Source organism: Helicobacter mehlei (genome assembly GCF_007280785.1).
Classification (GTDB): Bacteria; Campylobacterota; Campylobacteria; order Campylobacterales; family Helicobacteraceae; genus Helicobacter; species Helicobacter mehlei.
This window is the reverse complement of the sequence record NZ_VKGC01000009.1, coordinates 20,299-38,453: the sequence shown is the minus strand read 5'-3', so window position 1 is coordinate 38,453 and position 18,155 is coordinate 20,299. Positions and strand designations below refer to the sequence as shown.

General features: G+C 46.2%; 29 protein-coding genes. 23 read left to right on the top strand and 6 right to left on the bottom strand.

Features of this window, described 5'->3' with window-relative positions; translation table 11 throughout:
* Positions 1-21: 21 nt before the first annotated feature.
* The 3 genes from FNE76_RS04710 to FNE76_RS04700 are packed head-to-tail and all read right to left on the bottom strand — an operon-like array spanning position 22 to position 3,512.
* The gene (locus FNE76_RS04710; protein WP_120948260.1) at positions 22-1,314 is read right to left on the bottom strand and encodes a 2,3,4,5-tetrahydropyridine-2,6-carboxylate N-succinyltransferase; all 1,293 of its coding nucleotides are present in this window, start codon (positions 1,312-1,314) and stop codon (positions 22-24) included.
* Positions 1,301-2,392, bottom strand: a complete 1,092-nt coding sequence (ispG, locus tag FNE76_RS04705; protein WP_185962997.1) for a flavodoxin-dependent (E)-4-hydroxy-3-methylbut-2-enyl-diphosphate synthase — start codon at positions 2,390-2,392, stop codon at positions 1,301-1,303. The genes FNE76_RS04710 and ispG overlap by 14 nt, the downstream gene beginning before the upstream one ends.
* A 52-nt stretch (positions 2,393-2,444) precedes the next feature.
* On the bottom strand, positions 2,445-3,512 hold the full coding sequence (locus FNE76_RS04700; protein WP_143928401.1) for an ATP-binding protein: 1,068 nt from the start codon (positions 3,510-3,512) through the stop codon (positions 2,445-2,447).
* Between the two features lie 135 nt (positions 3,513-3,647).
* Between FNE76_RS04700 and rpsJ the strand changes: the two genes are divergently transcribed.
* Genes rpsJ through FNE76_RS04590 form a run of 23 tightly spaced genes read left to right on the top strand, consistent with a single transcriptional unit; the run spans position 3,648 to position 15,078 of the window.
* A complete protein-coding gene (rpsJ, locus tag FNE76_RS04695; RefSeq protein ID WP_120948258.1) occupies positions 3,648-3,965 on the top strand; it encodes a 30S ribosomal protein S10 in 318 nt (105 codons plus the stop codon).
* 41 nt (positions 3,966-4,006) lie between these two features.
* Positions 4,007-4,591: a 50S ribosomal protein L3 gene (gene rplC / locus FNE76_RS04690; RefSeq protein WP_120948257.1), complete on the top strand. Its 585-nt coding sequence runs from the start codon at positions 4,007-4,009 to the stop codon at positions 4,589-4,591.
* Entirely contained in the window at positions 4,588-5,199 is a 612-nt protein-coding gene (rplD, locus tag FNE76_RS04685; protein WP_120948256.1) for a 50S ribosomal protein L4, read from the top strand. Before rplC ends, rplD begins: the two co-directional genes overlap by 4 nt.
* A 10-nt stretch (positions 5,200-5,209) precedes the next feature.
* Positions 5,210-5,491 carry a 50S ribosomal protein L23 gene (locus tag FNE76_RS04680; protein ID WP_120948255.1) on the top strand — a complete coding sequence of 94 codons (282 nt, stop codon included), beginning with the start codon at positions 5,210-5,212 and terminating at the stop codon, positions 5,489-5,491.
* 9 nt (positions 5,492-5,500) lie between these two features.
* Positions 5,501-6,331, top strand: coding sequence for a 50S ribosomal protein L2 (rplB, locus tag FNE76_RS04675; RefSeq protein WP_120948254.1), 831 nt, complete (start codon positions 5,501-5,503; stop codon positions 6,329-6,331).
* Positions 6,331-6,612, top strand: a complete 282-nt coding sequence (rpsS, locus tag FNE76_RS04670) for a 30S ribosomal protein S19 (RefSeq protein WP_053941807.1) — start codon at positions 6,331-6,333, stop codon at positions 6,610-6,612. The genes rplB and rpsS overlap by 1 nt, the downstream gene beginning before the upstream one ends.
* A gap of 30 nt (positions 6,613-6,642) precedes the next feature.
* Positions 6,643-6,969: a 50S ribosomal protein L22 gene (gene rplV, locus FNE76_RS04665; protein WP_120948253.1), complete on the top strand. Its 327-nt coding sequence runs from the start codon at positions 6,643-6,645 to the stop codon at positions 6,967-6,969.
* Positions 6,970-7,671 (top strand): 30S ribosomal protein S3, encoded by a 702-nt coding sequence (gene rpsC, locus FNE76_RS04660; protein WP_006016769.1) that lies wholly within the window; start codon positions 6,970-6,972, stop codon positions 7,669-7,671.
* A 2-nt stretch (positions 7,672-7,673) separates the two neighbouring features.
* Complete coding sequence (gene rplP, locus FNE76_RS04655) at positions 7,674-8,099, top strand: 50S ribosomal protein L16 (protein ID WP_120948252.1); 426 nt, start codon at positions 7,674-7,676, stop codon at positions 8,097-8,099.
* Positions 8,086-8,286, top strand: a complete 201-nt coding sequence (gene rpmC / locus FNE76_RS04650; RefSeq protein ID WP_120948251.1) for a 50S ribosomal protein L29 — start codon at positions 8,086-8,088, stop codon at positions 8,284-8,286. Before rplP ends, rpmC begins: the two co-directional genes overlap by 14 nt.
* Positions 8,276-8,536, top strand: coding sequence for a 30S ribosomal protein S17 (gene rpsQ, locus FNE76_RS04645; protein ID WP_006016772.1), 261 nt, complete (start codon positions 8,276-8,278; stop codon positions 8,534-8,536). Before rpmC ends, rpsQ begins: the two co-directional genes overlap by 11 nt.
* Positions 8,537-8,905 carry a 50S ribosomal protein L14 gene (rplN, locus tag FNE76_RS04640; RefSeq protein WP_104629617.1) on the top strand — a complete coding sequence of 123 codons (369 nt, stop codon included), beginning with the start codon at positions 8,537-8,539 and terminating at the stop codon, positions 8,903-8,905. It abuts the gene before it with no gap.
* Positions 8,906-9,133 (top strand): 50S ribosomal protein L24, encoded by a 228-nt coding sequence (gene rplX, locus FNE76_RS04635; RefSeq protein ID WP_006016775.1) that lies wholly within the window; start codon positions 8,906-8,908, stop codon positions 9,131-9,133.
* A 3-nt stretch (positions 9,134-9,136) separates the two neighbouring features.
* A complete protein-coding gene (gene rplE, locus FNE76_RS04630; protein WP_120948250.1) occupies positions 9,137-9,682 on the top strand; it encodes a 50S ribosomal protein L5 in 546 nt (181 codons plus the stop codon).
* On the top strand, positions 9,682-9,867 hold the full coding sequence (locus FNE76_RS04625; RefSeq protein WP_143928400.1) for a type Z 30S ribosomal protein S14: 186 nt from the start codon (positions 9,682-9,684) through the stop codon (positions 9,865-9,867). Before rplE ends, FNE76_RS04625 begins: the two co-directional genes overlap by 1 nt.
* Before the next feature lie 9 nt (positions 9,868-9,876).
* Entirely contained in the window at positions 9,877-10,272 is a 396-nt protein-coding gene (gene rpsH / locus FNE76_RS04620) for a 30S ribosomal protein S8 (protein WP_120948248.1), read from the top strand.
* Positions 10,273-10,281: 9 nt separating this feature from the next.
* Positions 10,282-10,818, top strand: a complete 537-nt coding sequence (gene rplF, locus FNE76_RS04615) for a 50S ribosomal protein L6 (protein WP_120948247.1) — start codon at positions 10,282-10,284, stop codon at positions 10,816-10,818.
* A 12-nt stretch (positions 10,819-10,830) separates the two neighbouring features.
* Positions 10,831-11,187 carry a 50S ribosomal protein L18 gene (gene rplR, locus FNE76_RS08255; RefSeq protein ID WP_120948246.1) on the top strand — a complete coding sequence of 119 codons (357 nt, stop codon included), beginning with the start codon at positions 10,831-10,833 and terminating at the stop codon, positions 11,185-11,187.
* Between the two features lie 9 nt (positions 11,188-11,196).
* Positions 11,197-11,637: a 30S ribosomal protein S5 gene (gene rpsE, locus FNE76_RS08250; protein ID WP_013890422.1), complete on the top strand. Its 441-nt coding sequence runs from the start codon at positions 11,197-11,199 to the stop codon at positions 11,635-11,637.
* A 9-nt stretch (positions 11,638-11,646) separates the two neighbouring features.
* The gene (rplO, locus tag FNE76_RS04605; protein WP_120948245.1) at positions 11,647-12,051 is read left to right on the top strand and encodes a 50S ribosomal protein L15; all 405 of its coding nucleotides are present in this window, start codon (positions 11,647-11,649) and stop codon (positions 12,049-12,051) included.
* The gene (secY, locus tag FNE76_RS04600; RefSeq protein ID WP_104638572.1) at positions 12,051-13,310 is read left to right on the top strand and encodes a preprotein translocase subunit SecY; all 1,260 of its coding nucleotides are present in this window, start codon (positions 12,051-12,053) and stop codon (positions 13,308-13,310) included. The genes rplO and secY overlap by 1 nt, the downstream gene beginning before the upstream one ends.
* A complete protein-coding gene (gene map / locus FNE76_RS04595; protein WP_120948244.1) occupies positions 13,310-14,071 on the top strand; it encodes a type I methionyl aminopeptidase in 762 nt (253 codons plus the stop codon). The genes secY and map overlap by 1 nt, the downstream gene beginning before the upstream one ends.
* A gap of 2 nt (positions 14,072-14,073) precedes the next feature.
* Positions 14,074-15,078: a L,D-transpeptidase family protein gene (locus FNE76_RS04590; RefSeq protein ID WP_185962996.1), complete on the top strand. Its 1,005-nt coding sequence runs from the start codon at positions 14,074-14,076 to the stop codon at positions 15,076-15,078.
* Positions 15,079-15,428: 350 nt separating this feature from the next.
* Here the strand turns inward: FNE76_RS04590 and FNE76_RS04585 are convergent, their stop codons facing one another.
* The 3 genes from FNE76_RS04585 to FNE76_RS04575 form a co-directional block, all read right to left on the bottom strand.
* A complete protein-coding gene (locus FNE76_RS04585) occupies positions 15,429-17,087 on the bottom strand; it encodes a cation acetate symporter (RefSeq protein WP_120948243.1) in 1,659 nt (552 codons plus the stop codon).
* Positions 17,074-17,415 (bottom strand): DUF485 domain-containing protein, encoded by a 342-nt coding sequence (locus FNE76_RS04580; RefSeq protein WP_120948242.1) that lies wholly within the window; start codon positions 17,413-17,415, stop codon positions 17,074-17,076. The genes FNE76_RS04585 and FNE76_RS04580 overlap by 14 nt, the downstream gene beginning before the upstream one ends.
* A gap of 89 nt (positions 17,416-17,504) precedes the next feature.
* Complete coding sequence (locus FNE76_RS04575; RefSeq protein WP_120948241.1) at positions 17,505-18,137, bottom strand: bifunctional 4-hydroxy-2-oxoglutarate aldolase/2-dehydro-3-deoxy-phosphogluconate aldolase; 633 nt, start codon at positions 18,135-18,137, stop codon at positions 17,505-17,507.
* Between the last annotated feature and the right edge of the window lie 18 nt (positions 18,138-18,155).

Here is an 18,155-nt window from a genome sequence, read left to right as displayed (position 1 = left end):
AAGTTTAACACAAGCCCAGCATCAGTCATGCAAGCTCTGATTGAGGGTAATCTTGCGCGTGCTTCTAAAAGCCACCATTTTTCCACTTTGGCTACATTGTCTAAAATGCACGCCATGGAGCTCTGAAAGCTCTTTTCCTTTATACAGATTATCTGCACGGGGTTTAAAATCGGTATTCACAGCTTGAAGTTGCTCTGCATCCTCGCTTGAGAGTTCAAAAATTGTGCCCGCCAACACTCCAATGCCCCCATCCACAATGCACCCATCGCCCAAACTGATGCCCACCACGCAATTAGCCCCCAGCAAGCAATTCTTACCAATGCTAATGGGTTTGCTATTGCCTCCAGAGAGTACACCTAAAATGCTTGCCCCTCCGCCAATATCTGTGCCCTCGCCAACAATCACAGAGGAGCTGATCCGCCCCTCATTCATGCAAGCCCCCTCTACACCAGCATTAAAGTTAATGTAACTAGCCCCGGGCATTTGGGTATAACCCCCCTTACCCAAATACGCCCCAAAGCGTGTCTTAGCACTATCTAATAGGCGGATATTATCATATTGAGGGATCACCTGCATCAAGTAACGGGGGAATTTATCCACAAAATCAATACAAGGGTAGGCATCCCGCATTTTTAAATTGACCTCTTGCTCTCTGAGCCAATCAAGTTCATAGGGAGTATTCCCACTCCAAGCGACATTGGGCAGGAGATTAAAAATACCCTCTAAATTCAAACTACGCAATGGGGCTTTACCCAAAGAGAGGGCTAAGAGTTTCATGTAAGCACTCTCCAAACTTTGGCATGGCTTATCCGCATACAGCACCACCAAATGATAATTAAAACAATCTTGCATGGAGACTTTAGAAACATGTTGCTGGGTTTCATGGTCGTAACTGGTGTAGGGATCAAGACTAGAAGGCGTGTAATAAAGGCGTTTCTCTCTAAAAGCCTTGATGAGTTCCACAAGCACTTGGATATTTTTATGCTTGTTTTCATCTTGCAAGGTCTCTTCCAAGAAGGGGGCATAGAGTTTGAGGGCTTGTTGGATAAAGGCTTTATCCACGCCATAAACCACTTCAGATGCTTGCTTGTCCTCTGCATCCATTTGATACAGCGGGACACTATCTTTCACCACGCCCATAAAAACTGAATAAGAGCCTAAATTTTCCTCCCCCCAGTTTAAAACTGGATAGGTCACGCTCAAGGGTTTCCCGCTCTTTTGTCCGCGTTGGACTTTGGCAATCCCAAAGGCTAGGGGTTTGCGGTATTCTGGGGAGTTTTGGTAATTACTCACAAAGAGTTTAAATTTTTGCATATTTTTCCTCGTTTTGGTGTTGGTTGGCTAAAGCTTGCACCTCAGCAACAAAGGTTTCTAACAGTTGATCTTCGGGAAGTTTGTGGATCACCTGCCCTTTTTTGATAATTAAACCGCTTTTTTTGCCAAAGGCAATGGCGATGTCGGCATGCTTTGCCTCCCCTAGGGCATTGACCACACAGCCCATCACGCTCACATCTAAGGGGATTTTAATATGGGCTAGACGTTGCTCTACTTGTGCCATCAAAGCGACTAAATTAGATTCAATGCGCCCACAAGTGGGGCAAGAGATGAAGGTAATACCCTCTTTTTGCCGTCCGCTGTAGCGCAAAATCGCCTTAGCGACTCTAATTTCTTCCTCTAGCTCGCCCGTGATAGACACACGCATGGTATCTCCAATGCCTTGCCGCAATAAATGCCCCAAAGCCATCGCACTTTTAATGCTTGCATGGAACAAGCTCCCCGCCTCTGTAACACCCAGGTGAAAAGGGTATGCAATCAAAGGGCGTAATTGCTCGTAGGCTTGTATTGTGCGTTCCACATCGCTAGCCTTAAGCGATATTTTAATATTGTTAAAGCCCGCATCTTCAAGCAACTTAATATTATAAAGGGCAGATTGCACCATGCCCTCAGCACTCGCGCCATATTTGATCTCAAATTGCTTTTCCAAGCTCCCCCCATTGACCCCAATACGGATTGGCAAGTTGCGGGCACTGCAAGCCTTAGCCACCGCCTCGATCTTGTCTTTAGAGCCGATATTGCCCGGATTGATGCGGATACCATCCACGCTTTCAGCGGCAATTAAAGCCAAGTGGTGGTGGAAGTGTATGTCGGCAATTAAAGGCAAGCTCGCCACTTTTTTAAGCTCTTTGAGGGCGTTTGCGTCCTTTTTATGGCGCACCGCCACGCGTACAAAGTCCGCTCCGGCTAACTTCAAGCGGTCAATTTGCCCCTTAGTGGCTTCTATGTCGCAGGTTTGGCTATATGCCATGCTTTGGGTGCTAATGGGCGCACCCCCACCCACAGGCACAGTACCGACAAAAATTTGCTTGGTTGGCACACGGGCGATCAAAACCATCCTTTAGACTTGGATCAAAAGGGTATTTTAGCCCAAAGTGGCTAAGAGAGAATTAAAGGGTCGGGAGAATATTGAGGCAAAAATGGCTAAAACTATAAGTTTGGTAGGTCTGCCCACTAGCAATCCGACCGACATGGGTGTAGTTGATAGAGATAACCAAGATGGGCATGGGGGGCAGGACTTTTAGGAGTAAGGATAGATGGTGTTCTAAACTCTCTGGGGTGGGGAAAGCATAGGGAAAACAAGCAAAGGGGCTAGAACTCTGCACGATCAAACAAGTGCCGTGGTAGTGTAGAGATTTTGAACCAAAGTGGCGGATTAATTCCAAAGCGACCATATTCTCAAAAACGGGGACTAGGGAGTGGGTGTGGCTAAAAGCATAGGGCAGAGCAAAGTCGTAGAAGTAAATTTTGGGGGGGGCTTTAAAATAGCTAGGGACTAAAAAAAGAGTTAGGCTTTTTTGCAAGGTAGCTAAAAAAAAATAAAGCGTGTCTTTGGAGGTTCTGATGTGTTTTTTAAGCTGGGTGTAGAGGTGGTGGGTGCTGATACTCTTGGCTTGGAAAAAAAGAAGGGCTTTAAACAGATCAAAATGCGCACCAAAGCTAAGAGCACAGATGTCTTGTTTGTAGCGAATTTTGGCATGGGCGGGTAGAAACAGCATAGCGGGCAAATTGCCTTCTTTTAAGAAACGGGCCAGGAGGGCGGGAGGGTCTTTTTTGCAAAAATGCACAAACTCGGCAAAATTTAAGGGCATGATGGGCTGGCAGATAAAGTGAGCGGGGGCGTGGATGGGCGTGCTATCTATGATGATGGTGGGCACGCTGGGGGGGGTAAAATCTGCAGGCGGGCGGTTAAGAATCAATAAGCCTAGGGGGTTGGTATCACAAAAGGTGTGGATATGAGCACGCATGGAATCTATGAGGCGTGCATCTTGAAAATCCACATAGACAATCTTTTTAAACGCACGTCCAAAGCAGAGAGCCAAACTATTTTTGCCCGACTTAGGGGGTCCATATAAGAGCATGGAGGGCTTGAGGGTATAAAAACGCGTGGCTAATACCCGCTGGGTGCTGGCTAGCTCAAAGCTACTTTCTAAAATGCTGCTCACCATCTCTTGCATAGGTTATCCTAGTCTAGTTTTCCTTTAAAAAAGGATAATAATATTTAAACCTATGCCCGTAAAAGCCCATTTTAACCTTGACTAATGCTTTATTTTATAATAAAATCGTGGTTTTTAAATTTGCCAAGGATTAAGATGGAAAAGATACGACTCAAATTAAAAGCCTATGATCACCGCGTTCTAGATCGTTCGGTGGTGGCGATCGTTGAGGCTGTCAAACGCTCCGGCTCAGAGATTAGGGGTCCCATTCCTCTGCCCACCAAAAATAAGCGTTATACGGTCCTACGCTCCCCACATATCAACAAGGACTCTAGAGAGCAATTTGAGATCCGCGTGCATAGCCGTTTGATTGACATCATGTCCGCTACGCCTGAAACCGTGGATAGCTTAATGAAATTAGATTTAGCTCCAGAGGTAGATGTAGAGGTAACTTCTATGGAAGGGAAATCCTAGCAGGCACTCTGTGTGCGTGATTTTTTAATGGGAGAAAAATAATGGAGTATTTAGTCCAAAAGATTGGCATGAGCCGTATGGTTGGGGCACAGAGTGTCCCGGTTACCTTGCTGAAGGTTTTAGAGAGTAAGGTGTGCGCGCTTAAGGAAAATGGGAAGGCTTTGGTCGCTTATTCTTTGTACAAACGACACAATAAAGCCATTGCAGGACAACAAAAAAAATACCAGCTCAGTAAGGAGTTTAACCGCTTTGCAACTTTGAGTGGTCCAGAAGAACTAGGCGATCTAAAAACAGATGCTCTAGAGAGTGCCCACAAAGTCAAAGCCACTTTTTACACCAAAGGACGGGGCTTTAGCGGTGCGATGAAGCGTTGGAACTTCCAGGGTGGTCCAGCAGCGCATGGGAGTCGCTTCCACCGCCGTTTGGGTTCTATTGGTAATAGAGAATGGCCCGGGCGTGTGCAAAGGGGCAAGAAAATGGCAGGTCGCTATGGGAATGAAAAAGTAACATGCCACAATGAAGTGATCTCCTTTGATAAAGAAAGTAAAATCCTCGTGCTTAAGGGCTCTGTAGTGGGCTATGCGGGAGCTTATGGTCGGATCAGTGTCCAGAAGGAGAAAAAATGAAAGCACAAGTCTTAGATGCCCAATGCCAAGTGGTGGGTGAATTGGATTTACCCGCTAGGTATGCCCAAATTAATGCCCATAATCTTTACTTGTATGTCAAGCATTACCGCGCCCTAGCCCGTGCCAACACAGCTAAAAGCAAAAATCGGGGCGAGGTGAGCGGAGGCGGTAGAAAACCTTGGAGTCAAAAGGGCGGGGGGCGCGCGCGCGCAGGTAGCATCACTTCGCCCGTGTTTGTAGGTGGGGGCGTATCGCATGGTGCGACCAATAACCGCAATTATGATCTCAAAATCAATAAAAAGCAGAAAAAACTTGCTCTAGAATATGCACTAGGTCAAAAGGCTCAAGATCGAAGACTCTTAGTGGTGGATCAAATTGAAATCCCTAGTCGTAAAACCAAAGATGCGCAAGTTTTTGTCAAAAATCTCAACCAGCGCGATGTGCTCTTGGTGGTGCAACATCTACAAGAAGGCACAGACTTAGCTTTTAGAAATTTACCCAATTGTTTTTTGGTGGAAACAAGCGAACTGAATGCCTTTTTAATCGCTACATTTAGTGCGGTGGTTATCGAAAAAGCAGCGTTTAACACGCTTGTGTCAGTTCAATGAAGGAGTGGTAATGGCAGATATTACAAACATCAAATCCATACTTTACACTGAAAAATCCCTATCTATGCAAGAAAATGGGGTGATTGTGGTGCAAACCACCATGGGTGTGAGTAAAAACCAGCTCAAGGCGATTTTTAAAGATTACTTTGGTTTCGTCCCCCTAAAAATTAATTCTTTGAGACAAGAGGGCAAGGCGAAACGCTTTAAGGGTCGTTTGGGACGGCGCAATGACTATAAAAAGTTCTATGTCAAAGTCCCCAAAGATGCCAATATTACCGCTTTGAGCGCATAAGGAGAATGCATGGCAATTAAAACTTATAAACCTTACACACCTAGTCGCCGTTTTATGAGTGGCTTAAGCTCTGGCGACATCACAGCTAAAGCAGGTATCAAAAAACTTTTAGTCAAATTGCCCGTGCATGCAGGGCGCAACCACAGCGGGAAGATCACCAGTCGCCACAAGGAGGGTGGAGCTAAAAGACTTTACCGCATCATTGATTTTAAGCGCAATAAATGGGACATTGAGGGCAGGGTGGCAGACATTGAATACGATCCTTATAGGAATGCGCGCATTGCCCTAGTGGTGTATCCAGATGGGGACAAACGCTACATTTTACAGCCTAGTGGGTTGAAAGTGGGTGATGTGGTGGTCGCCGCTGAGGGTGGGCTAGACATTAAAACTGGGTTTGCCATGAAGCTTAAAAATATCCCTATCGGGACCATCGTGCATAATGTGGAAATACACCCAGGGGCGGGCGGACAGCTGGCTAGGAGTGCGGGCATGAGCGCACAGATCATGGGTAAAGAGGGCAAATACACGATTTTGCGCATGCCCAGCGGAGAAATGCGCTATATTTTGAGCGAGTGTATGGCCACAATCGGGACAATGGGCAATGAGGATTTTATCAATGCTAGCATTGGCAAGGCAGGGCGTAATCGCTATAAGCGTGTGCGCCCGCAAACTAGGGGAAGTGCCATGAACCCTGTGGATCACCCACACGGGGGTGGTGAGGGCAAAACTGGTTCTAGCGGGCACCCCGTATCACCTTGGGGACTTCCTGCCAAGGGCTATAAAACTAGACGCAAAAAAGCAAGCGATCGTTTGATCATTTCACGCAAGAAAGGCAAGTAATGGGAAGGTCAATTAAAAAGGGTCCTTTTATAGACAAGCATCTAATGGATAAGACGCTCAAACACAAAGCCAAAAAAGACAACCGCCCCATTAAAACATGGTCGCGCAGAAGCACCATTTTACCCGATATGATCGGACTCACCTACAATGTGCATAATGGGCGCATCTTTATCCCTGTCTATATCACTGAAAACCATGTTGGCTATAAACTCGGCGAATTTGCCCCGACTAGGACTTTTAAGGGGCATAAGGGCACCGTGCAAAAAAAGATAGGCAAGTAACATGGCAAATTATCACACAAAGGACAACTCATGAGCGTGGCGTTACTCCGCTATACCAGACTTTCTCCAACCAAGGCGCGTTTGTTGGCTAGACAAGTGCAGGGCATGAACGCCGAAGTGGCGATTGCTCGCCTGGAATTCACCCCCAACAAGGCTGCCCGCATTCTCTCTAGGGTGATCAGCGCAGCAGTCTATAACGGACAATATGACTCTAAAGAGGTAGAGGTCTTAAGTTGCCGTGTAGATGCGGGTCCCGTGCTAAGAAGACACATGCCCCGCGCAAGAGGGCGCGCCACTTCTATTAGAAAGCCCACCGCACACATTAGAGTGGAAGTGGGCAAGGGAGGACAAAAGTAAATGGGACAAAAGGTCAATCCAATTGGTTTAAGACTGGGTATTAACCGCAACTGGACTTCCCGCTGGTTCCCTAGCCATGAAACCGTTGCCAACATTGAGGAAGACTACCGCATCCGCAAATTCCTTAAAAAAGAGCTCTACTATGCTGGAGTCAGTGAGATTTTGATTGAACGCGCGGCTAAGAAGTTGCGCATCACCGTTGTAGCCGCACGCCCGGGACTCATCATTGGTAAAAAAGGCGTGGATATTGAAAAAGTCAAACTCTCTTTAAAAAATCTGATCCGTAAAGAAATTTCGGTGAATATCAAAGAAGCCAAACGCCCTCAAGCAGACGCACAACTTTGTGCCGAAAATGTGGCCACCCAGTTAGAAAAACGGGTTGCCTTTAGACGGGCGATGAAAAAGGTCATGCAAACGGCTATGAAAGCGGGGGCTAAGGGCATTAAGGTGCGTGTTTCAGGGCGTTTAGCTGGGGCTGAAATCGCACGCACGGAGTGGTATATGGAGGGGCGTGTGCCACTGCATACCTTGCGGGCTAAAATCGATTATGGCTTTGCGGAGGCTTTCACGGTTTATGGCAATATTGGTGTAAAAGTTTGGGTTTTTAAAGGCGAGGTGTTGCATAAAGGCATCCAATCTGAGAAACGCGAGGAAAACGAGGAACGCGCTCCCAGAGCGCGCACTAGGAAAGGGAGAGAATAGCCATGTTGATGCCTAAAAAGACCAAGTATAGAAAGCAGATGAAGGGGCGCAACCGGGGCAAGTCCTACCGAGGCGTACGGCTTGCCTTTGGCGACATTGGCATTAAAGCTATAGAACATGGGCGCATTGACTCACGCCAAATTGAGGCGGCACGGGTGGCGATGACGCGTCACATCAAGAGAGCGGGTAAGGTGTGGATTCGGGTTTTCCCCGATAAGCCTTTGACAGCCAAGCCCTTAGAAACTAGGATGGGTAAGGGTAAGGGCTCCGTGGAAAAATGGGTGATGAATATCAAACCCGGGCGCATTGTCTACGAAATGCTAGGCATTGAGGAGGGTTTAGCACGGGAGGCATTGGCTTTGGCACAAAGGAAATTGCCTTTCAAAACCAAGATCGTAACCAAAGAGAGCGAAAATGAAATTTATTGAGTTGCAAGACAAAAACAAGGTGGATTTGGAGGAGTTGCTGAAAAATAAGAAGTTAGAACTCTTTGAATTGCGGGTCAAACTCAAGACGATGCAACTAAGTAACCCCAATGAAATCAGAAGAGTGCGTAAAGACATCGCTAGGATTAGCACCGCTTTAAGCACATTAAAGGCAGGACATGGAAACTAAGCAACCGCATAAACGCACCATTCAGGGCAAGGTCGTGAATAAAATTGATGCGTGTAGTGCTGTGATTTTGGTTGAAAGAAAGGTGCTCCACAAAAAATACCGCAAAATTGTTAAACGCTTTAAAAAATACACCATTGACGATCGCCAAGATCGCACGCAGGTGGGCGATTTTGTGAGTGCTGTCGAATGCAAGCCCGTTTCTAAAACTAAAACCTTTGCGCTCAAAGAAATCATTGTTAAGGGAGTGTAAGTGATTCAGAGTTTTACTAGGTTAGTGGTGGCAGATAATAGCGGGGGCAAGGAGATCATGTGCATCAAAGTCTTAGGAGGTAGCCATAAACGCTATGCGAGCGTGGGCGATGTGATTGTGGCTTCTGTAAAAAAGGCAATCCCTAATGGCAAAGTCAAAAAGGGGCAAGTTGTCAAGGCGGTGATTGTGCGGACAAAAAAGGAGGTGCAGCGGCCTAATGGTTCTTTGATCCGTTTTGATGATAACGCAGCGGTGATCTTAGATGCTAAGAGAGACCCCATCGGCACGCGTATTTTTGGACCGGTAAGCCGGGAAGTGCGTTATGCCAATTTTATGAAAATTGTCTCTTTGGCTCCGGAGGTTTTGTAAATGAAGTGCAAGATTAAAAAAGAGGATATGGTGAAGGTGATTGCTGGAGATGATAAGGGCAAGGTGGGTAAGGTGTTAGCAGTCTATCCTAAACGCTCTTTAGTCGTGGTAGAGGGTTGCAAATTAGTCAAAAAAGCCATTAAGCCCACAGATGATAACCCCAAGGGCGGGCATATCCAAAAAGAAATGCCCATGCATATCTCCAATGTTAAGAAAGAGAAGGAGTAAAACATGCATGGCTTGAAGAGCTTCTATGAAAAGGAAGTGAGACAGAAATTAGCTCAAGAGTTGGGAATTAAAAATCCCATGTTACTCCCTAAACTAGAAAAGGTTGTGTTGAGTGTGGGGGCGGGGGACTATGCCAAAGACATGAAAGTGATGCAGAACATTGCCCAGACTCTCTCTTTGATCGCGGGGCAAAAGGCGGTGATCACCACAGCTAAAAAATCAGTCGCGGGCTTTAAAATCCGTGAAAAAATGGCTGTAGGTGTGAAAGTTACTTTGAGAAATAAGGTGATGTTCAACTTCTTGGAAAAGTTGATTGTGATCGCTCTGCCTAGAGTGAAAGATTTTAGGGGCGTGTCTAGGAATGGCTTTGATGGGCGGGGTAATTATGGCTTTGGGTTAAACGAACAGCTCATTTTTCCCGAGGTGGTTTATGATGACATCATGGTAACCCATGGGCTCAACATCGCCATCATCACTTCGACAAACAGCGACAAGGAGGCATTTAAGTTGTTAGAATTACTTGGAATGCCATTTGCGAAAGGACGCTAATGGCTAAAAAATCAATGATCGCAAAAACCCAAAGAAAAGCCAAGTTCAAGGTGCGTTCCTACACCCGTTGCAACATTTGCGGACGACCACATTCTGTCTATAAGGACTTTGGCTTGTGCCGGGTGTGCTTGAGAAAAATGGGCAATGAGGGACTCATTCCGGGTCTTAGAAAAGCAAGTTGGTAAGGGGTAGCCATGGTGAATGATATTGTAGCGGATTCTTTGACTCGCATCCGGAATGCAAGCATGAGGCGTTTAGAAGTAACCCAACTTTACTATGCTAAAATTGTGGTTTCGATCCTAGACATCTTCAAGGTAAGGGGCTTTATTGCCAACTACCACATCAAGGAAAAGGATAATAAGCCCTTTATCTCGGTGGAGTTGGCTTATGATGAAAAGGGTAGATCGCTGATCAATGAGATCAAACGTTTGAGCAAGCCGGGCAGGAGGGTTTATAAACAATCCAAAGAGCTCAGACGCTTTAAGAATGGGTATGGTGTGATTGTGGTGAGCACTTCTAAGGGTGTGATCACCAATGAGGAAGCCTACAAGCAAAATGTAGGTGGCGAAGTGCTTTGTAGCATTTGGTAGGAGCATGGCATGTCAAGAATTGGAAAACGCGTGATTAATATCCCTAGTGGGGTTCAGGTTAGCCTAGAGGGTTCATGCCTGCATTTTAAGACCAATAAAGCTAGCCAGCAACTTGAAACGCATGGACGGGTAAAGATCATCTTGGAAGGTAGCACCTTGCGTTTCGAGCCCGTAGGAGAAAGCGCACAAGATCGCGCTTTTTGGGGGACTTATGGGGCTTTGGCACATAATATTGTTGTGGGGCTGGATAAGGGCTTTAGCAAGAGCTTAGAGGTGAATGGCGTGGGCTATAAAGCGGCTTTGGGGCATAGAGTTTTGGAGCTCACTCTAGGTTTTAGCCATCCGGTTAAATACCCTATCCCTGAGGGTGTGGAAATTGCGGTAGATAAGAATGTGATCACCATCAAGGGAGCTAACAAACAACAGATCGGACAGATTGCTGCAGATATCCGAGCCTTCCGTCCCCCAGAGCCTTACAAGGGCAAGGGAATCAAATACAGCGACGAAGTGATTATCCGCAAAGCCGGTAAAACATCTAAAAAATAGGCAGAGGTTACCATGACAAAGAGTGTTTTAGAAAAAAAGAAGACTCAAAGAGTCAAACGCAAGTTGCGTATCCGCTCTAAAATCTTTGGGACTTTGGAGCGGCCTAGAGTGAGTGTGTTTAAGTCCAATAAGCACCTCTACGCCCAAGCGATTGATGATAATAACCACACCACCCTAGCCCATGTCGATGGGAAAAAACTAGGGCTAGGCAAGAATATCGAAGATAGCAAAAAGGTTGCGATCGCTTTTGCTGAAAACTTGAAAGCTAGGGGTATTACCCAAGTGGTCTTTGATCGCAATGGGTATCTATACCATGGCGTGGTGGCAGCTTTTGCTGAAACTTTACGCGAAAATAATATCGCCCTTTAAAGGATGGACATGGAAATTAATCGAGAAGAGTTCCAAGAAGTGGTCGTCAATATCGGGCGGGTTACCAAGGTTGTCAAAGGTGGTCGCCGCTTCCGCTTCAATGCCTTAGTGGTTGTGGGTAATAAAAATGGCTTGGTGGGCTTTGGTTTGGGCAAGGCTAGAGAAGTGCCTGATGCGATCAAAAAAGCCATTGATGATGCCTTTAAAAACATCATTGAAGTCAAGATCAAGGGCACGACTATTGCGCACGATATCGAGCAAAAATACAACGCAAGTAAAATTCTCTTAAAGCCTGCAAGTGAAGGAACGGGGATCATCGCTGGGGGCTCTACCCGCCCCATGATTGAATTGGCTGGCATTAAAGATATTTTGACGAAGTCTTTGGGGTCTAACAACCCCTATAATGTGGTGCGCGCTACCTTCCATGCGCTCTCTAGAATCAAGGCTTAAGGAGTTTGCATGGCATTAGAACAACTCAAACCCGCTAAGGGGAGTGTCAAGGGCATTAAACGCGTGGGTAGAGGGCAGGGCTCTGGTATGGGTAAAACCTCCACGCGGGGGGGCAAGGGACAGACTGCCCGCACGGGTTATAAACAAAAAAGGGGCTTTGAGGGGGGGCAACAACCCTTGCAACGCCGTTTGCCTAAAGTGGGCTTTAAAAGCCGCACTAAAGGGCTCACCTACAGCATTAATGTTGGCAAGCATCCCGAGATTTTGAAGCTAGAAACCTTGAGTTTGGAGCTGATTAAAAAAGTCCATCACTTCCCCAGTTACATTGAAAGGGTGAAGTTAATTGGCATGGGGGCAAAAGATTTAGCCTCTAGAATCCAAGATGAGAGAATCACCACTAGCGGACAAAAATAATGACAAAAGCCATTGCCACTAAGATTTTCATCACACTGGGCTATCTCTTCCTTTACAGAGTTTTAGCCTATGTCCCCATCCCGGGAGTGGATTTGGCAGCCATCAAATCGTTTTTTGACAGCAATTCTAGCAACGCTTTAGGCTTATTTAACATGTTCAGTGGGAATGCGGTTTCGCGTTTGAGTATCATCTCTCTAGGCATCATGCCCTACATCACCGCTTCGATTATCATGGAGCTATTAAGCGCAACCTTTCCCAATCTAGCTAAGATGAAAAAAGAGCGCGATGGCATGCAAAAATACATGCAGATCGTGCGCTATGCGACTATTTTGATCACCATTATCCAAGCGGTGAGCGTATCTTTTGGATTACGCAGTATTGGGCATGGTTCTAATGGGGCTATTATGATTGGCATGCAAACTTTCTTGTTGATCGCTACCTTTTCGATGCTCACCGGTACGATGTTGCTCATGTGGATTGGTGAGCAGATCACCCAAAGAGGGGTGGGCAATGGGATCAGTTTGATTATTTTTGCTGGGATTGTCTCGGGGATTCCTTCTGCCATTGCGGGAACCTTCAATCTAGTCAATACTGGGGTCATCAATGTTTTGGTCTTGATTGGTATCTTTGCTATCATCCTAGCAACAATCTTTTCCATTATCTATATCGAGTTGGCCGAAAGACGCATCCCCATTTCCTATGCTAGAAAAGTGATGTTGCAAAACCAAAACAAACGCGTTATGAACTACATCCCCATTAAGCTAAACTTAAGCGGGGTGATTCCGCCCATTTTTGCTTCTGCTTTGCTAGTTTTTCCCTCCACCATTTTGCAAGCCTCCTCTAATCACATCTTGCAAGCCATCGCGGATTTTCTCAACCCACATGGGTATGCCTATAACATTTTAATGTTCTTGCTCATCATCTTTTTTGCCTATTTTTACTCTTCCATTGTCTTTAATGCTAAGGACATCGCCGATAACTTAAAGCGCAATGGTGGGTTTATTGCAGGTTTGCGCCCGGGCGAGGGGACAGCTAACTTTTTAAATAGTGTAGCGAGCCGTTTGACTTTTTGGGGGTCTTTGTATTTGGCGGTTATCTCTACATTGCCTTGGATTTTGGTTAAGGCGATGGGCGTACCCTTTTACTTTGGGGGGACAGCGGTGCTCATCGTGGTACAAGTGGCGATTGACACCATGAAAAAGATCGAGGCGCAGATTTACATGGGCAAATACAAAACCCTCAGTGCTGTGGGCTTTTGATGGCGATTGCCCTAAGAAGTCCTAAAGAAATTGCCCTTTTAGCCAAAGCGGGTCAGGTCGTGGGGCAAACCTTAAAACTCTTGGAGCAAAAGGCACAGGTGGGGGTGAGTTTGTTAGAGCTGGATGCTTTGGCTGAAGAAAATATCTACAAAATGGGGGGCAAGCCCGCCTTTAAGGGGCTCTATGGTTTTCCTAACACCCTTTGCACTTCTGTCAATGAAGTGGTGATCCATGGGATTCCCACAGATTACAAACTCCAAGAGGGCGACATTGTGGGGCTGGACTTAGGTGCATCTATAGAGGGCTATTTTGGCGATGGGGCGATCACTTTGGCAATCGGGCATATAAGCCATTTGGATCAAAACTTGATCGCTTGTGCTAGGGATTGTCTGTATGAGGCCATTGGAGCCTTGAGGGTGGGCATGCACTTTAAGGAGTTGAGTCAAATTTTAGAGCAGGGAATCACTAAGAGGGGATTTGTGCCCTTGCTGGACTTTTGTGGGCATGGAATTGGCAGATACCCTCATGAAGAACCCCAAATCCCCAACTACCTAGCCCCGGGGGCGAGCCCTAAAAGTGGTCCTAAGATCAAAGAGGGCATGGTTTTTTGTTTAGAACCGATGGTGTGTCAAAGAGAAGGCAATCCCAAGATTTTAGAAGATCGATGGAGCGTAGTTTCTAGCGATGGACTGAGGACCAGCCATTACGAGCACACCATTGCGATCACCAAGGGCAAAGCGAGAATTTTAACGGAGATTTAAAGATGATTTGTTTTAAGGGTGCGCGGGCTTTAGCCCTATCTGTCTTGTTGGGTGTGGGTGCTCAGGCAGATTCGTTGGTAGATTTTGTCAATACCTATCGCCAAAAGGGCATTGAGGCCTTAGATAAGCTCTTGCAGTCTTATTTGACCCAACAGCAGTTTTGGGAAGATGTTTTGTCCAAGCAAGATACTATTTATGGCTATTATGAAAAATTAGATTATCTTTTTGTGATCAACAAGGCTAGACCCCAACTCTCGCTTTATAAGATCGAAGATGGCAAGCTTGATAGAGTGGGGGATAGTAAGGCTTTAGTGGGTTCTAAGCCCGGATATAAGTTATTGGAGGGGGATAAAGCAACGCCTATTGGTGTTTACCAAATCATGCGCAAACTCACCGGTCTGAGTGCCTATTATGGACCCTTTGCCCTAGAGACTAATTACCCCAATGCTTACGATCGGGCTTTAAAGCGCACCGGACATGGCATTTGGATTCATGGACTCCCCTTGAATGGCAATCGAGACGATCTCAATACAAAGGGGTGTATTGCTATTGATAACAATATTTTAAAGGACTATGACAAATTAGTCAAGGGCAAAAAAGCCTTGTTGGTGGTCTATGAGGGGCAATTTGCACCTGCTACTAAAAAAGACTTAGCGTTAGTTTTGAGTAGTCTGTATGCGTGGCGTTTAGCATGGGCTAAAAACGACCTTGCCTCCTACCTCGAATTTTATGCCTCTGACTTTAAGCATGCCAGTGGGATGGATTTTAAAGCCTACCAACGCTTTAAAGCCAAGATTTTTGCTAAAAATGAGAATAAAACGATCCGCTTCTCACAAATTAATGTTACTCCCTACCCCAACAACGAGGATCGTTCCCTATTCCGTGTCGCTTTCATACAAACCTACGAGGCTTATAAGCATAAAAAACTTGCTTATTCTTCACATGGTCTCAAAGAGCTCTACGTAGAGATCAAAAACAACAAGATGCAAATTTTGACAGAAAAGTAATACCTGAGCCTTAATCATAAACTAGACAAATAGGACGGTATTTTGAGTGGGAGTTTGTATGAAAACCCAGTCCTCGATTCGGCGATGCCAAAAGAGCACTCCAAGCACCCTAGTTATGAGCTAGGACTTAGACAAAATAACCGATACAAAGACTAAAAAAAAAGCAAAGTTGATAGGGATGGGGCAACCTTGATGGGCGACTTGCCCGAACTCTCAATAAGCCTAAGTCCGCACTACCCGCTAAGAGAGTAGCGAATGGAACTTGAGGAGATTGTCAGAAGCGTGGAGGTAGTTAAAGCCCATATTTGCACAGGTGCCGGATTTACTTAAACGCTCTCCACTCCTAAGCCTTAGTGTACTAAGGCTTGTGCGCTCCCCACGCCACTTTGGGCACGGAAATCTTGCGCTTTAAAGCCTGCCCGATCGACTTGGGCTCTGGGACTCTTGTCCAATTTAGAAATCAAAATGATGAGAATGAAGGTTAAGGGCATAGAGAAAAGGGCAGGGTGATCGTAGGGGAAAATGGCTTGGGCATGTCCAAAACTCTTCACCCAAATGCTAGGGCTGAGTAAAACCATTGTGATCACCACTAGCCAGCCAATTAACCCACCCCAGAATGCGCCCTTAGTTGTGAGATCTTTCCAATAAATGCTCAAAAGCAAGATGGGGAAATTCACGCTAGCAGCAATCCCAAAGGCCAACCCCACCATAAAGGCGACATTTTGGTTTTCAAACACCAACCCCAAGACAATGGCTAGTAACCCTAAAAATAAAGTCGCAACCTTGGTTACCTTGATCTCTAGCTTGGGATCGCATGTGCCATTTTTATAAACATTGACAAAGAGATCATGGCTAATCGCGCCCGCTCCTGAGATGGCCAGCCCTGAGACCACCGCTAAAATAGTGGCAAAGGCGACTGCTGAAATGAAACCCAAAAAAACATCGCCTCCCACCACGCCGGCTAGATTGATCGCCACCATGTTTTTTAGCCCGTTATAAGTGCCATCGGGATTGACAAACTCACTTTGGGTATAGAGCAAGGCGATCGCCCCAAACCCAATAATGAAGGTGAGGATATAGAAATACCCAATGAAACCGGTGGCATAAAAAACCGATTTGCGCGCCTCTTTGGCATCTTTGACCGTGAAAAAGCGCATGAGAATATGGGGCAAACCTGCTGTGCCAAACATCAAGGCTAGACCTAGAGAGATAGCGGCGATGGGATTGGGTAAAAAGGTGCCCGGGGACATGATCGCCTCCCCTTTAGGGTGGTGTTTGATGGCTTGCCCAAAGTAGTGGCTCAAGTCAAATTTGGTCAAGTATAAGATCATCACCGCCATGAACGAAGTCCCCAATAAGAGCAAAATCGCCTTGATAATTTGCACCCACGTTGTGGCGTGCATGCCCCCAAAGGCGACATAACAAATCATCAACACACCCACCAGCACCACCGCCAGCCAGTAGGGCAAGCCAAAGAGCAACTGGATCAACTGCCCCGCACCAACCATTTGGGCAATCAAATAGAAGACCACCACGCTTAGAGCTGAGATGGCTGAGATCACACGGATAGGCTTAGAATCCAAGCGGTAAGCCGTGATGTCTGCAAAGGTGAATTTGCCCAAATTGCGGAACTTTTCGGCAATTAAAAACAAGATGATAGGCCAGCCCACCAAAAAGCCCACGGAGTAGATGAGACCATCAAAGCCATTGGTAAAGACTAGAGCAGTGATGCCCAAAAAGCTTGCCGCACTCATGTAATCCCCGGCAATGGCGATTCCATTTTGTAAGCCGGTAATATTGCCCCCAGCGGTGTAAAACCCACTAGCACTCTGGCTCTTCTTGCTAGAATAGTAGGTGATGCAAAGCGTACTGAGCACAAAAACCAAGAACATGCCCACAGCAGTGGGGTTAAACGCACTTTTAGCACCCCCTGTGCTCTCAAACCCCGCTCCCAGTGCCACTTGCGCGCCAGCCAACCACAAAATGAGATAAAGTTTAAACTTTGCCATGTTTGCACTCCTCTAACGCACCGCTTTGCTCCAAATCATGCAGAATCATCTCTTGTTGCTTGTCAAAATGCGTATTGGCAATGAATGTATAAACCCCGGTGAGCGCAATGCAAAGTATGATTAAAAAAATGCCTATGAGGATGCCCAGGGTGATGGCACTAGGCCCTAAACGATAACCCAAAATCTCAGGGAAGAGCCCAATACTCAGCACGAAACTATAATAAGATACCAGCACAACAACGGAGAGCCATAAGGCAACTTTGTTACGTAAAGAAACAAAATGTTTAAACGATTGGATTGCTTGGCGTGAAAAAGACAGATCGGACATCAAAACTCCTTTATTTGTTTTCCCTAGTTTGGCACATTATGGGTTAAGTGCCCTCTAGTCTTTTTCAAAAATACTCAAAACTCCTCTTACTATGTGTTTTTTTGTAGCATTCCCAAACTCTCTTGTGCAATCTGGGTAATATTCTCCCATTTGCCATTAGCGACCAAATCCTTAGGAGCCAGCCACGATCCCCCCACACACAGCACATTTTTAAGGGCTAAGTAGCTATGCATGTTTTCTAGGCTAATGCCCCCGGTTGGGCAAAAATACACCCCCTCAAAGGGCCCGCTCAAAGATTTGAGCATCCCCACCCCTCCAGCCGCTTGGGCAGGGAAAAATTTTAAGTGGTTCAAACCATATTCTAAAGCCAACATCACCTCGCTAGCCCCCGCCACACCCGGAATCAAGGGCAAATCAAATTGTTTAGCCTCTTTGGCTAAATGCGGGGTGAGCCCCGGACTAATGGCAAAACGCGCACCGGCTTTTTGTGCCTCTTCTAAATGCTTAGGGTTTAAAATCGTGCCCGCTCCCACTAAGGCTTCCGGGACTTCCTGAGCGATCAGGCGAATTGATTCTAAAGCTTGCTCGGTGCGCAAGGTAATCTCTAAAATCTTAATCCCTCCAGCCACTAAGGCGCGCGCTAGAGGTACGGCATCTTTGGCATGCTCGATGACCATTACTGGGACAATGGGGCTTGTGGTTAAAACTTGGTGGCTATTCATGTTATCTCCTTTAAATTC